The 13,948-nt window shown below is 62.4% G+C and carries 15 protein-coding genes and 1 pseudogene; 1 reads left to right on the top strand and 15 read right to left on the bottom strand.

The window, feature by feature from the left end; translation table 11 throughout:
- Window positions 1–187: 187 nt before the first annotated feature.
- The 4 genes from GEV05_27220 to GEV05_27205 form a co-directional block, all read right to left on the bottom strand.
- Entirely contained in the window at window positions 188–430 is a 243-nt protein-coding gene (locus GEV05_27220) for a hypothetical protein (protein MPZ46990.1), read from the bottom strand.
- 74 nt (window positions 431–504) lie between these two features.
- Window positions 505–828, bottom strand: a complete 324-nt coding sequence (locus GEV05_27215; protein ID MPZ46989.1) for a hypothetical protein — start codon at window positions 826–828, stop codon at window positions 505–507.
- Between the two features lie 33 nt (window positions 829–861).
- Window positions 862–1,146 (bottom strand): hypothetical protein, encoded by a 285-nt coding sequence (locus GEV05_27210; GenBank protein MPZ46988.1) that lies wholly within the window; start codon window positions 1,144–1,146, stop codon window positions 862–864.
- A gap of 46 nt (window positions 1,147–1,192) precedes the next feature.
- Window positions 1,193–1,615, bottom strand: a complete 423-nt coding sequence (locus tag GEV05_27205; protein ID MPZ46987.1) for a hypothetical protein — start codon at window positions 1,613–1,615, stop codon at window positions 1,193–1,195.
- A 1,195-nt stretch (window positions 1,616–2,810) separates the two neighbouring features.
- Between GEV05_27205 and GEV05_27200 the strand changes: the two genes are divergently transcribed.
- Window positions 2,811–3,182: a nuclease gene (locus GEV05_27200; protein MPZ46986.1), complete on the top strand. Its 372-nt coding sequence runs from the start codon at window positions 2,811–2,813 to the stop codon at window positions 3,180–3,182.
- Window positions 3,183–3,310: 128 nt separating this feature from the next.
- Here GEV05_27200 and GEV05_27195 read toward each other — a convergent pair whose 3' ends face one another.
- The 11 genes and pseudogenes from GEV05_27195 to GEV05_27145 form a co-directional block, all read right to left on the bottom strand.
- Window positions 3,311–4,012: a hypothetical protein gene (locus tag GEV05_27195; GenBank protein ID MPZ46985.1), complete on the bottom strand. Its 702-nt coding sequence runs from the start codon at window positions 4,010–4,012 to the stop codon at window positions 3,311–3,313.
- Window positions 4,013–5,053: 1,041 nt separating this feature from the next.
- Window positions 5,054–5,791: a TIGR04255 family protein gene (locus GEV05_27190; GenBank protein ID MPZ46984.1), complete on the bottom strand. Its 738-nt coding sequence runs from the start codon at window positions 5,789–5,791 to the stop codon at window positions 5,054–5,056.
- A gap of 283 nt (window positions 5,792–6,074) precedes the next feature.
- Window positions 6,075–6,278 (bottom strand): hypothetical protein, encoded by a 204-nt coding sequence (locus GEV05_27185; protein ID MPZ46983.1) that lies wholly within the window; start codon window positions 6,276–6,278, stop codon window positions 6,075–6,077.
- Window positions 6,279–6,991: 713 nt separating this feature from the next.
- A complete protein-coding gene (locus GEV05_27180) occupies window positions 6,992–9,136 on the bottom strand; it encodes a hypothetical protein (protein MPZ46982.1) in 2,145 nt (714 codons plus the stop codon).
- The gene (locus tag GEV05_27175; GenBank protein ID MPZ46981.1) at window positions 9,136–10,359 is read right to left on the bottom strand and encodes a hypothetical protein; all 1,224 of its coding nucleotides are present in this window, start codon (window positions 10,357–10,359) and stop codon (window positions 9,136–9,138) included. Before GEV05_27175 ends, GEV05_27180 begins: the two co-directional genes overlap by 1 nt.
- Before the next feature lie 35 nt (window positions 10,360–10,394).
- Window positions 10,395–10,721, bottom strand: a complete 327-nt coding sequence (locus GEV05_27170; protein ID MPZ46980.1) for a hypothetical protein — start codon at window positions 10,719–10,721, stop codon at window positions 10,395–10,397.
- Window positions 10,722–10,741: 20 nt separating this feature from the next.
- Window positions 10,742–11,098, bottom strand: coding sequence for a single-stranded DNA-binding protein (locus tag GEV05_27165; GenBank protein ID MPZ46979.1), 357 nt, complete (start codon window positions 11,096–11,098; stop codon window positions 10,742–10,744).
- A gap of 124 nt (window positions 11,099–11,222) precedes the next feature.
- Window positions 11,223–12,797, bottom strand: a complete 1,575-nt coding sequence (locus tag GEV05_27160) for an AAA family ATPase (protein ID MPZ46978.1) — start codon at window positions 12,795–12,797, stop codon at window positions 11,223–11,225.
- 96 nt (window positions 12,798–12,893) lie between these two features.
- Window positions 12,894–13,223: a hypothetical protein gene (locus GEV05_27155; GenBank protein MPZ46977.1), complete on the bottom strand. Its 330-nt coding sequence runs from the start codon at window positions 13,221–13,223 to the stop codon at window positions 12,894–12,896.
- Window positions 13,220–13,483 carry a hypothetical protein gene (locus GEV05_27150; protein MPZ46976.1) on the bottom strand — a complete coding sequence of 88 codons (264 nt, stop codon included), beginning with the start codon at window positions 13,481–13,483 and terminating at the stop codon, window positions 13,220–13,222. The genes GEV05_27155 and GEV05_27150 overlap by 4 nt, the downstream gene beginning before the upstream one ends.
- A gap of 247 nt (window positions 13,484–13,730) precedes the next feature.
- Window positions 13,731–13,880: pseudogene (locus GEV05_27145) on the bottom strand (DNA-binding protein).
- Window positions 13,881–13,948 lie beyond the last annotated feature (68 nt).

The following is a 13,948-nucleotide window of genomic DNA, read 5'->3' as shown; positions in this document are numbered from 1 at the left end:
CGATCGCGAGAGAACGGCTGGAGCTACGTTAACAAATTGACTGAGCGGCTTGGCAGGCAGACGCCGCGGAAGAAATAATGGTTCGTCAGGGACAAGCAGGCACGCGACCTATGAGCAACGCCACCCTCCTCTGCATCTCGGCGCTGCTCGCGATCACGTAGACTCCTGCCGCCCGGCTGGCAGCATATCAGCCGCCGATCCGCTTTAGCTGTCGTTCGAAAGCAAACAACTCGGCCAGTGAATAGCGGCCCGCAGCGCGGCGCCCCACGATCGCACGCAAGAGCGCGCTCGCATCTGGTCCCAACGCCACGAGCTCCATTTCAGTCATCCGCCCCGCGCGCGCGATTACGGCGATACACGCCTTCTTCAGTGTCCGGCCCTCGCAGGAGGCGAGATCCTTACCGACGCGCTCGAGGATGATCTGCGTCACATCAGCATATGCCGGCGCGGGGCTCTCTGCTTTGGCAGCGACTGCGGCAAGAAATCGGCCAAGCGTCAGACGCATCAGGCTTGCACCTCGTCGGTGTGCTGATGCTCTTCTCGCACCATTGCCTGAAGCCGAGACCAGTGTATGTATCCCATCATCACCTCGAAGAGAGCATCCGGCCCATCGGGATACTTGCTCTCGACCTGGCCGCCGTAATAGAGAGCCGCGCGTTCCGCGAGGAGCGTCACCTGGTGGAAGGCGTACTCATCCACCCCGTTGAGCTTTTCCTTCAGGAACCGAAGGCGATCGAGAAGTACGGGATTAGCGACGGGCGCCGGGTTTCCCTTGAGTTCCCTCTCCAGCAGATCGGCGATTTCCCGGATTAGTGCTGACCGCTTCATGTCCGATGCGCCCGGCAAGCTGCGTCAGCTCGATTATTGCCAGTCGCCCGGAGAAATGATGTCGGGGATTTCCTTATACACACGCGTAAGGGGGGGCAATGAAGCGCCGATGCGCCGCTGGCATGCGCGCATCACTTGGATTCGGAGCTTACTCAGATCGAGAGCAGTGCAAGCGCCCACCACCCCCACGCCGAGCACCAGCACCGCTGCCGCCGCAACCGGCACGAACCCCCCCAGTGGCGCCGTTACAACGCGCGAAGAACGTCGGAGAAGCTCGCCCGCCAGTTCGGTGAGCCGAAAATTCGTTGCGACGGTCATTGTCGGCGAAGCCAAAACGCACGTCGCCGCGCTGAAGTCGCTCAGCTCAGATTTTATCCTGTGCGAGCGCTCGTTGTGCTCTCTCGATTTCCTCGCCGGCGATCTGCATCGCGACGGCAATGCTTTCGACGCCGCCGCTCGATCCCGTGTCGATGTCCTCGGCAAGCCGAACGATTGCCCGGGCACGCTTGAGTGATTCGGAAATGGCGTCTATGCGGTCGACACTCATGGTCCCGATCTCCAGTTGAAGTAAAGAAGCCGGAACTCTATGTGGCAAACCGTAGCACGCGCAATGCGTGGTACGCAGAATCAATGCCGCATCGCGCGGCATCCCAGCCGCCACCATCAGCACGAAGAACACTTCCTCCTGCTCGGCCGGCGTTGAGAAGATCGATGCCCCTGGGCCCCGCAAGAGCGGTGGCGTCAGCACCACCTCAGCGTCGAGGTGCATGGCTGCCACCGCCGCCATCGCCGTCGGAACCTGTCTACATGCCGCCTACTGCGCGGGCGATCCGTCATCCTGCCTCTGCTCAACTACCGCATACCCCGCCAAAATCACCCGTGGTGGCGCGCCGCGGCTCCTTCTTGCTCCGTACGGGGGATCGCTGCGTCCAGCGGACAGCACTGGACCTTCGCTTGTGGCGCGAGTTTCAGCTTGGGCTCTTCGACTGCAAGCTGTCAGGTCCGCTACCTTTTAGAGGAGACCAAATTGGGCTACCCTAGCGTCATGTCCGGGGCAGGGACGGTGCGGCACGCCATGGCAAGTCGGCCGCTTCCCTTAAACCCGACCCAGGGGAGGAAACCATGGGGCTTTCGCGCTTCCGCAAGTGCATTCGGCTCGCGCCCGGGATGCCAATGAACGCCCGCCAGGCGGACCAGCCGCTGTGACCAGGTTCTACCTGTGGGCGCGGCGGGCGGCCTGGGTTGGTTGGATGATTGGCGCATGGCTTATTGGCACCGCGCCGGCTCCAGATTACCTGATAGGCCCTGCAACTGGTTTTGTCCTGATGTTCACGCTCGTCTACTGGTTCCTGGTCGAGCTAGTGCGTGTTCTGTGGCTGCGCGCACACTTGGCTATTCTGACGAGCAGGGCGCGGAGCCGCGGGCAATGAGCTTCCGTCGCGGCATGCACCGTCTTGGGCTCGCGATATGGTGGGGCGGCCTTCTTGGATGCGGCCTTCCTCGCCAAATCCGAGGTCCCGGACGATAGGTGGCGCGCGCTAATCTTCCTGGTTTCTGCGGCGATCATGTGGTCGATCCTCTATTGGACCCTGGTAATCCTCATCCGCTGGATCTGGCTCGGCTTCGTGGAGAAGGACGCGTCAAAATGAAGGTCTTGGCGTGCGGTATGCTCCTGCTCGGGGTTGCCATCGTTGTCTACCAAGCCTACGGCTGGATGCGGACAGGGTACTGGCAGCCGATGAGCATCGCTTGGCTTCTGGCCCGATAGCGGGACAAAACTTTCGGGCTGGGCTAAATCTCCGACAGACGACTGGCTTGGACTACACGTGATCTTGGACTTCGTGCCGGTGTCGGCGCTGCCGTTTGCTTTCGGTCTGATCGGCCTGGCAGCGGAGGATCCGCGGACGTGATTCGAACTCTCGCCTCGCTCTTCTTCGTCGCCATACTGACGCCTACCTGCTACGCCGCCTCCGGCAAGATCGTTGCCCGTCCACGACGGCGACACGCTCACCGTGCTCCAAGGCCGCACCCAGGTCCGCGTGCGTCTAGCCGACATCGACGCGCCCGAACTGCGGCAGGACTTCGGCACACGGTCCCGCCAGTCGCTCGCTGAGCTCTGCTTTCGCAAGGAAGCGACGCTGCACGAACGCGGTCGCGACCGATATGGCCGCGTGCTGGCGGCGGTTAGCTGCGAGGGCGACGACGCGAACGCGGAGCAGGTCCGCCGCGGGATGTCCTGGGTCTATGTTCGCTACGCGCCAAAAGACTCGCCGCTCTATGCGATAGAGGCTGATGCGCGTGTGCAGCGCCGTGGGATGTGGGCGATGCCGGCCCCGGTGCCGCCGTGGGAATGACGAAGGGGGCTCGAGAGCAGTGAGCACGGCAACTCTTATCTGCATCGCATCTCTGATCGCTATAGCGGCCCGGCCGCTATGGGATGGGATGCGATGAGCGATCCCGACAATAGCGGGCGAAGGGAGGACTAGTCTGGGTATTTTCCTTCCGCATTCTCATACACGGCTTTCTTGAAATCTTGCTCCAAATCTTGAAGGTCTCTGAAAATTTCCGTTGCGACCGTTAGTATGAGCTCGAGCCCGCCTAGGCCAAATGCGACCATAGGTAGTCCTTGCGGATTGAGACCAAACTCAACATTCATCGATGGTATTTCCATGCTCGCGTAAGTGCCCAATGCCCCTTTGAAATTGGGATGGGCATACTCGCACAAATGAAAATATTCGTCTTCCGAGCCCGGGTACGCTTTGCCCAGGTGGTTTATCGCAGTTAGTACCTGAATTGCCTCCGGTTCGGTCGACTCATCTTTACTTCCCCAAGACCCTCGGATTACAAGGTTAGCGATGGCTGGAATGTCAGGGGAAACAATGAATGCCGCCATCTTTTTGTGTAGGTAGTAGAGATGCGCGACACTTTCGTAGACCGATCTCGCAAGCGTACATCCTGGCACGAGACGACCAGCTTCGAACATGCGAAGCGACGCGGATGCCACATCTACTATCCGATATAGCAGGGAGTGTTGCCAAAGGAGCGTGAGGCGAACCAACTTCTCACCGGGGCGTTGCTGGTAAGCGGGGAATTGAGTGATCTGCCTACCTCGCAGATCTTGAAGCATCGCTTTGGCCGATGCGACGTGGTCATCGAACGTTATAGGTTCGTCCGTCATCGTCATTACGCTGCTTGCTGCATCAGATCGGCGAGATACACCAGATACCCCCGCGACGATGCGTCGGCGCAATTCTAGCGGCGGGTATCACATTTCCGGGGGTGCGCCGGAGCAACCGGTGGGTGGCACAAACGGGCGTCACGACGCGCTGCGAGCAGCGGAGTATTCCCGCAAAATTGTCGCTTTGGCTAGTTCAAGCGCTATTTGCTTTTGTTCCGCCTTAGACGTCGGCTACCCGATCACTACGGCATGCTCTGGGAAATCCTCCTTAGCAGAGACCACGCGAAGTTGTCGGGCAAGTGCATCTCTCGTGTAGAAGTCGCCGCGGGCGCTCGGCACCTTCGCCCTCGACGATCCTACCTTTTCGATGCCAACCTTCCAAATTGCGGCGTCGTTCAACCCTTCTGTTCGGCAGACAGAAGTCTCCAACCCATGCGGGCCAGATACAGGCAACAAAGCCGACGTATGGAGACGATTCTGCTGTCTGTTGATGTGATTCGACTGAAAAACAAAGCGAGAGAGTGGCTCGGAACTATCAACGTCGTCTGGCAGCTTGTTATCCGCTCGATGCTTGCGAAAGAGACAACAAAATATGCGCCGGAATAACGTCATCGAAGTTATCGCTCCCATTCGCGCGCCTGTCTCTTCCTAGTATTGCGGCGTACGACAGCTTGCCGCCAGACCCTATGCTAAGCGAGAAGGCTTTCCATCTCCCAAAATCCCACTCCAAGGATATTTCACCGTCCGGCTCAGGCACGATTTCGGGCATGTTGAACAAGGACGGAAGGTCCAATATAAATCGGCGAGCTGCGTCAGCTGCCCCTACGGAAACGGGTATAGCACCATAACCGTCCCAACCGGGCTGGCTGCATTCTTCAGTCACACGCGTCAATTCTGAAATCGCCAGGTCGCGCTGGGCTCGTTTCCGATATTGATGGAACGCTTCAGATACTAAGCCTTCAAGATTCTTGGCGGCCTCACTGGCTCCTGTGCTAACGGACCTAGCAGAGAAACTCCCTTGAGGGCTGAACAAGACAGCTGCAGTGTTCATTCGAAGTGCCTCGCTGTTTCCTCAGTAATGCTCTCGAAGAAAACTTCGTTCTTTAGCGCCCTCAGACTTTCCAGATCGGCCCATATCGAATCGTCTGCAGGACCCCGCTCGCAATCCTTGAACGCATCAACATCGATTGTGAGAGATGTTTTCTGGCCACTAGCAGGTGATTCAAGCGCCTGTGTCAGTATCACCGAAGCCTCGACAAGTGGATCGGCAAAGACGATTCTCGTAAGAAAGCTTGCGATGGAATGAGGAAGTGCCTCGGGCAGCATTGGCGGCATAGTCAGAACCTCTTTCAATTCACGACCGGCCAATGGCAACTGCATGACATTTATGTAACGAACAGCGATCCGAGTCACCATTGCCGGGGAAGCGCAGCTTTCATACAGCTTCCATAGCCGCCTAGCTTCGTCTCGCATCGATTCCCAGGTTTGATATGGGGAAAGTCGGCTAAACGTGAACCCGTCCAATCTAAATTGCACAACTTGAGTGCCATCGTCGCTGTCCACTCGATATCCAAACACTGATGGTGCGGCTTGATGAGACACGACATTGCCAGCGTTCATCGAGAACCCGAATTCTTGCCGATGAAGCTTCAACCTCTTGTCGTAGGGGGTTGTTAGCTGCTGAGAGCACCGCTGGAGCGATGACAGTTCTTGCACCCCGCTCACGCGCAAGTCGATCAGCGCCTCTTTGATCGGCGCATTCTTCAGATGACGTTTACGTGCCAAGGAGCGCTCGACAAGTGATTCATGGGGGGCCTATCGCCGCTTCAATCTTCCAGCTTCTATCAGCCTATTCACTTCCTTCCATATGAAATTTCGGGCAACTGCGGAAATCGAGTTGCCGAAACCCTGAAGATGGTGAAGGTCTCGCAGATACTCCATTAGCTTCGGCTCGACGCCTGTTATCTCCAGAGTTGTGGTCCCTTCCACATTCCTCGGACGCCCGTTCGCACGCTTCGCCATGGCGCCAGTCTACCAAAAAACTGAGGTTAAAACCCCGGTTTTAGGCTTAGCGCAGCTGCTCACGGGCCATGTCGAGTTCTCGCAGCGCCTCCGCCGACCGCGCCCCATGCTTCCAGGCGTTCAAGCTGGAGCGGGCCTTACCCTCGTCCGTTCGCGGTCCGGTCGAGCGCCCCCACGGCCGCCAGCTGCGCACCAACGCCGATTGGCGGGCTCGCCGCTCCTGCGTCCATCCCGATCGCTGGCGTCTCATCCTTGCCTGCTCCCAAAAGTTCGTTCGACGAATTTTCCGTGCGCGAGGCGGACACCCCGTTGTTCACCTGCTGCTGGCCGCCGGCGGTCGCGATGTTGGCCTGGCGCACGAAGGCAACCGCCTTCGGGTTCTTGATCTCGGCCAGGGCCTCGAGCGTGGTTCGGCACTGCGTCTGCGCCTTGAGCGCGAGGCGCATGTAGGTCTCGGCAGGCCCGAGATACTCGTTCATGTTGAGCGCCGCCCGGCGTGCCATCTCGGTGAAGATGGCATTCAGCACATGAGCTTGCGTGATCAACATGCCTTCGACCCGGGTCATGTCGCCCGCGACGACGGCCTTCGCCTGGTTGGACAGCTCGGTTATGACGCTGGTCGTATCCAAGGTCTCCGGAACCGAGCCGCGTGTGAAATTCCGAATCAACCCCGCTGCAAGCACGTTTGGCCGAAGTGCCGCACGGGCGAGCGCATCGGGAAAGTATTCGTCCGCAGTCATGGGCACTTGCAGCAGGTTGGGGTCGCGCTGCCTTGGATCGGCCTCCGCAAACGCCCCCGCTTCAGGCGGCGGCGCGGGATTCTTGCCAGGCTGCTCGCGTCCGCCGTCCTTGGTTGCCGTGGTTATACTGCCGGCATTCCGTTTTGCCGGAGCGCGTGTCTTGTCCCTCGAAGAAGTCCTTCGCATCGTCGCCTCGTCCGTTGGCATCGTGTTCATCGCCTACCTATCGGAGCGGAGCCGCAGCAAGACCGCCGCTCGCGATGCCGCCCGCCGTCGTGAGCGGACCGAGAAGGCGGAGGACTTCGGGCGGAAGGTCGGCCGATACGTTCGGAACCTGCTCCGAAAGCGCATTGGAAACTACCCGCGAATTACGCACCGGCGAGACTACCTGCGAGCCAATCGCCAGCGCTGACGGCATGCCGGGAATCGATCGCATCAGGTTGAACAGCGTCGATGCGGTGTTGCTGGTGTTGACGGGCGCCGTCGTCGGAACCGCGTTGATGTAGGCGGCCACCCGTCCCAGCGCCTGAATCTTGTTCACCTCCTCAGGCGCGAAGAACGCCTTCAGCTTGTCGGTGCCCATCGTCCGGATGGCCCGGTTCAATCGCTCGGGCGAAAGGACGCGATCGCCGGTGACGTTCTCGCCCAGTGCGGATCGAGCCAGCGCTGCGCCGATCTGGTTCCGGGCCTCCTGGAATGCTCCCGGGTCGGCCCGGCTCAGCATCGCGGCGAGCTCCTTGGCCTCATTCGTCTTCGCTCCGAGCACAAACTTGCGTACGAAGTCGTCGGCAGCAACCTCGTCGTCTGCTGCGGCCTTCAACGCTGGAATTGCATCGTGCAGCCGGAATCTCGTGGCTGCCGCCTGGCGCGCGACCGAGTACGGTCCGCCGTCGACATCCGCCGTCGTAACCGCGCGCTTGATCGCGTCCCGAATCTCGCCCAGCGCGTTGTTGATAGCTGGACCATTGCTCCGGTTTTTGTTGATGACCTGCAACACATCCTCGGCGTCGGCCACCGTCACGACCTTGCGCTGCGTGCCGGACAGGAGCCCCATCTGCTCGAGCCTGGACGCAACCGGCGCCGGTACGTTCTTGGTGCCGTAGTCCCGCAGGATGTTGGCGTAGTCCTGCGACAAGCCGGTCAGGTTGAGTTCGGATCGAGCCGCCGCGGACCCGCGCGCCGTCTGGTACAGGCCGGACACGTTCTGCCGCATGGCATCGTCGGCAGTCTTCAGGGCCGACGAGATTTGCTGCCCGGCTGGGTACGCCTCCGCCGCCCGTCCAGCACCCAGGTCGTCATCGAGGATCCCGGTCAGGCGCTGGTTCTGCTGCTCAAAGCGCTGCAAGAGCGGCTCACCGGCGCCGGCGACGCCGCGCAGGTTCCGCTCGGCCGCGAACTGGTTCGGGTCGCGGGTCAGCTGACCCTGCGTAAGCTTCACGCCAACGGCATCGGCGTCGGCCTTGCGCAGCAACGCCGCAGCGTCGAGCTTCTGGCCACGGCGCGGCGCATCGGCCACCTGCTTGCGAAGCGATTGGAGCACCGGCGGCGGAACGCCTTCGATCGACTGGCCCGCGTCCTGCAGCGATTGGGCAAGGACGGCATCGGCATTCGCGGCAGCCTTGGCACCGCCGGCTGTGCCAGCGAACCGGCTGACATTGCGGGCGATCACGTCACCGAGCTTCGACAGGGCGGGCGTCAGAACCGCCCCTGTGGCCAAGCCTAAGCCAGTCTGAGCAGCCTTCGTCGCGGCGAAGGACTGGTCCGGCCCGATCTCGGTGACGGGCTGTAGCGCGCCTCCTGCAGCGCCTGCGGCGGCTCCAGTGATGGCCTTTCCCGCGAAGCCCATCCTGGATGCGATCGGAAGCAGGCGGCCGGCCGTAAGATTGACCGGATTGGCGATGCTGCCGACGACCCGGCCCCAATCAACGCCGGGGTCCGGCTGGCCTGTTGCGGGGTCTATCGGCGCGGTTGCCAGGCGGGCGGTCTGATGTTCCTGTTCGTCGCGCGCCACCAAGCGGTCGACGCCTTCCACCCCGGACGAATAGGCCACCGGCAACCCCAAGTCCGCCAGGAAGTTCCCGAAGTCATCTACGATCGCGCCAATCCGATCCGGCACTGCGCGTCGAAGCATCTGCGCCCCTGCGTCGATCGGATCACGCGTCGCCTTGATGTAACCGCCCGCAAAGCTGCCGCGAATTTTCTGATCGAGCGTAGGCGACGCCGGCGCGGCTGCCGCGGACGACATGCTGGGCGCCGCCGGCATGGAGCGCTGGCGCGTGATCTCTCCGGCGATCGTCTGAGCTGCCTCCGTATCACCCGCCCGATCGGCGTTGACGAGCGCCGTCTCCAGTTCCTGCATCGTTGCCATTACCGGCCTCCGCTGTACTTACGAACAAGGTCTTCGATGTTTGCGCCGCCGCTCGGTGCGGCCGGCGCGGTAAACGCCGGGAAGCCACCCAACCCGTGGTTCTGGCGGGCGTACTCGTCGGCACGTTGGTAGAGATCGATATTGCGCATCGCCTTGGACTCGAGGAACGCGATCAGGGCGTCCCGGGCTTGCGGACTCGTCGCCAGCTGTGGGATCGTCTTCGCGATGAAGTCGCGGTCCGCGTTGCTCGGGTTGGCGCCGAGCTGCTTGATGCTGTCGAGCACGAGCTTGCTTGCCTCCGCATCGAAGAGCTGCGAGCCGGGAAGGCCCCTCGGCGTGAAGCCGGTCAACCCGTTGATCAGGTTCGCCGCCTCCACCTGCAGGTTGGCGGTACCGCCGGAATAGACCCCGCGTCGCACCGCGTTGCGAAGGTTGGTCACCGTCCCGAGCATTGTCTGCCCCGCTTCGGCGTTCTTGCGCCATTCGCCGATCTTTTCGGCGTCCAGTTTGCCGAGCGCGGTCTCGAAGGCTCGCGGCCCGGCGTTGATCACCGTGTTGCTGGATGCAGGCTGGTGCGTCGCGAGCTTTCGGGCTCGCGCCAGCATTGTCTGGCGGTACAGCGGATTGCTGCGATCGATCCCGAGGTTCGTCAGCAGGCCATCGGGCTCGCCCTGCTTCGCGGCTGGCGTGAAGCTCGCCGGCGCTTCCTCGCCGAAGGAATTGATCTTCACCAGCCCGCGGCGACCGTCCGGCAGGACTGTTTCGCGCTCCGTCGCATGGTACGTCGGCAAGAGCTTGCTGTATTCCAGCGCCTTGTTGCGGTACTTCTCTGACGCGTCGATCACGCCCGCGGCTTCCAGCTGGTCAGCGGCGTGGTTCAGGTAGTCGATCCGGCTCTGAATCGCGGCGGAGCGACCTTGCGTGACCTGTTCCGCGGTGTACCGCTGCCGCGGCGCCGGAGCCGGAGCCGGAGCAGTCAGCGGGTTGACGCCGGTGGCATCCATACGCGCACCAGCATCGACGGTCGGCCCCGTCTGCATCGGGTCGCCGGTGTCGCCCGCTGCAAGCTCGGCCATCTCCCCGAGCCGCGTCTGCCGGCGCACTTTCTGCATGGCGCCGGTGATTTGCGCCATGCTCAGCATCTGCTTGAGCTCCTGCGTACTGGAGGCCGTGTTCCGGTCCGCGGCGGCGTAGTAGGCGCCCAGGCCGGGAAGGTCATACAAGGCACTGCTGCGTGGCATCGTGTTGCTCCTCGTGGTCAATGAAGCTGCTGCGGCGGTACTTCGGTCGCCGGGTCGTTCGTTGCTGCAACGGTTTCGCTTGCCGCTGGCATGCGCAAACCGAATTCCGCCGCGATCAGTTCGCGAAGCGAGATCGCGAAGATGATCTGCCCATCCGACCAAGTCGCGGCCTCGGTCAACAGGTCCAGGAGCGCATCGACGTTGAGGGTCGCAGGCGATTCCGCGGGAAGCTGCTCGCGGACGACGCGCAGAACCGTGACGGCGACGACGTAGTACGACTTCGCACGCGTCCAGGCGTCAGGTGCGATTCCGATGTCGTAGCAGAGGCGGTCGACGGGTTCCATGGGCTCAGACTCTGTTTTTTTCACGATGCGTAAGCCGGTTGCCGGCCGGCCTCGCGGCCGTTGCTCGCCTGGCGCCGCTTGCGCACTTCGTACAGGCTCATGGCGCGGTTCACCGTGATCGAGAGCCCCGTACGCTCCTGCCCATCCTTGCCGGTCCACGTCCGCAGCGAGCCGGCGCCGGAGAGGCAGAGCTCGTCGCCTTTCTTCGCGGCCATGACAACGTCCACCGCGTCGCCGAACACGATCGCGTTGACGATGAGCGAGTCCTCGTCCGTCGCGCACCGCAGCGAACACAGCGCGAACGGCTTGCCGCTCGATCCGATGCGCTGCTGCGGGTCGTTCACCAGCGTGCCTTGTGCCATCACCGCGATGCTCATTGCCGGATTCCTCGGCTGCCTGCCCAATGCCCGCACAACACACCCCCTACTACGTAGGGGGGTGTGTGTGTTGGGCGCTCTTTGGGCGCATTTTGTGCGGTTTTTGTGCAGCGTTTTGGGCGGATCATTCGGACACCTCCATCAGGCCGAATTTTGGGTCCCGGTTGGCGTACCGGCCGACCTCGCCGCGCTTCAACTTCCCGTCGTTCATGAGCTCGCGCATGGCGTCCTCGAGCTCGGCCCGAAGCAGTCCATCGTTCAGCTTGTGCTCACCGATCAACTTCGGCAGGTAGTTCTGGCCCTTGGCATCGGAGACGGTCTTGCCCATGACGACGAACTTGCGCATGGCATCGAGGGTGACTCCGCGGGCCTTCCGCCGCCGGAGCATGTCCACCACGCCGGTGGACCCGACCTCGATCTGCTCGGGAACGAGCACGCCGTTGTCAAAGGTGAACCTTCGCCAATCCTTGCCGCTGTAGTTGGTCTTGCGCTTGGCGAGTACCCGCGGGCGGGTATCGACTTCCTCGTCGGCCTCGGACTGCTTCTCGTCCGGGAGGCGATCCCCCAGGTACCAGCGCATCCGAACGGCGTTTTCCCAGGCGGTCGAGCCGGAATACTCGGAGCCGGCAGCCTTGGCGGGATGACCCATGATCACCGGGGCGAAGTCGGTGTGCCGCGCACAGCCGAAGATCCCGTTCACGTACCGGGTTGCCTGGTGGCGATCGTTCTCCTTCGCGGCATAGGTCTGCGCGATGTTGTCCAGGAAGAAGACATTGATACGCCAGTCGTTGATCTGCTCTTCAAGTTCGGCGAGTAATGCCGTGAATCCCGGCTGGTCGTACGGCGCCGCGAATAGCGTGTTGTCGAGACCCCGCCTTGGGATCAGGTAGAACTTTTCATTGAGGTCCTCCATGTCGATATTGAGGTAGGTCGCGATGTCGATTGCTCGGTTGCCGAGCTCATCCTTGCCATCCTCGCAGGCCCACATCAGAACGCGCCATTCGCGCTCTACGGGAGCCAAGATGCCTTTTCCGATCGAAAGTGCTGTGCCGAGCTGCTGAGCGAGCAGCGTCTTGCCGATGCCGCCTGCGCCCGCGAAAAGCATCGGGTCGGGGGACATCCATTCGGTCATGATCCAGCGTCGCGGTTGCTTGCCCGTACGCTTCACTTCGCCCCAGTCGAGCGGCGATACCTTGACGATCACGGCGGGCGGTACGGGCCGCCCAGGAGCCGCTGTAGCGCTTTCCGAGGGCGAAACCTCGTCCAGGTAGGCCGGAGGCTTCTGCGGCTCTACGCGCGGATTAGAACGCTCCTCGATGAACTGCAGCACCTTGTCGGGCGTCCAGCCTTTCGCGACCGCATCGGCCACATCCCAGCCCTTCGGCTTGTCCCGCACATCGAGGATCGTGCCCTTGCCGATGGTCTTGCGAATCTCTGCGGCTGCCTTCGCGCCGGGCCCATCCGCATCAGGCCAGATCGTGACATCGCGACCGCTGAGCGGCGACCAGTCCGTAGCGTCGACCGCGTTGGCGCCGGCGGACCAGGTCACGACCACGTAGCCGAGCTCAACCGCGGCGTCGGCACACTTCTCGCCTTCGACGATGAGCACTGGCGCATTCGGTTTGGCGGCAAGCCGGTCCAGGCCGTACAACGGTCTCGGTCGCGGATACGATCGGCATACCCACGCCTTCGAATCCAGGTCCCAGGATCAGGGCTTCACGGCGACTTTGGCGCCGTCCGGGCCGTTGTATCGCGCGACATGGAAGAGGGGATCGCCGGTCGCATTGCGGTAGCACTAGGTCGCACCCGGCTTCCCGAGCTTCGGGTCGACCATGGACGGGGCCGACGCGTCCTTCGGCGGTTTGCCCACCGGCACCGCCGGGCGTTTGCTCGCCACCGAAGGAGCAGCGTCGCGCGCGTAGCCGTTCAGCAAACCGCGCGAGGCAAGCGCATCGCGGACGGCGTCCTGCGAGCAGCCGGCGCGGCAATTCCAGAGCAGCTTGCCATCGACTTCATCGAGCTTCAGGCTGGGCTTCTGGTCGTCGTGCACCGGGCACAGGCCGACCCAGCCTGAGCCATCCTTGCGGGCGCCTCCGAGGGCGGTGGCGATCTGCTCCACGTTCAAGTGAACCACCCGTCGGCGATGAGTCGGCGCTCGGCTTGTTCGTAATCGCGTCGCCACGCCTCGAACTCGAGGCCGCCAGCCGCCTGCCAAGCGCGGCCGCAGCCGACGAAGAGCCAGCCGCGCTGCGTCGCGAGTTCCATATGCTGCCGCCAGTCGGGCGCCTGGATGTGCGAGAGCAGCTTCGGCATCTCGACAGCACCGCCGGGGATCGCGATGCCGATGCTGTCGGCCTGGGCACGGACGAGTTCGTCGATACTCATCGGCGCCCCCGATTGTCATCGGCGGGGTTCTGTTGGGCTGCCCAGGCGTATAGCTGACCGAACAGGCTGCACCGGTCGAGGCGTCGCCCAACGGCGTGCCCCATGAGCGCCAGAACGCCAAACCTTCCTGCCCGAGATTGCGCCCGGGCGCGCGTCGCATGGTGTTTCGCATGACGACGCCTCAGGCTGCCTGCGCTTCGCGCGCGTCGGCTTCGGTGGTCGACTGTACGGGAGCGCCGATCGCGGTCAGCACGTCCGCCTTGCGATAACGGATTAGTTTGCCGATCCGTACGAATTTCAACCCTCGGCCGCGCCAGCGGTCCGCTTGCAGCTTGGCCTCGGAGCAGTCGAGGACTGCTGCGATCGTCGATTCAGAGTGAAGGGATTCGGCCGGTGCGCCCCAAAATGCTGCTACGGAGTAGCCGGCATTGCCTACGAAAGCAGGCGGGGTCGCAAGCGATTCGG

The organism is Betaproteobacteria bacterium (assembly GCA_009377585.1).
In the GTDB taxonomy this organism is placed as follows: Bacteria; Pseudomonadota; Gammaproteobacteria; order Burkholderiales; family WYBJ01; genus WYBJ01.
This window is presented reverse-complemented; position numbering and strand designations above follow the sequence as displayed.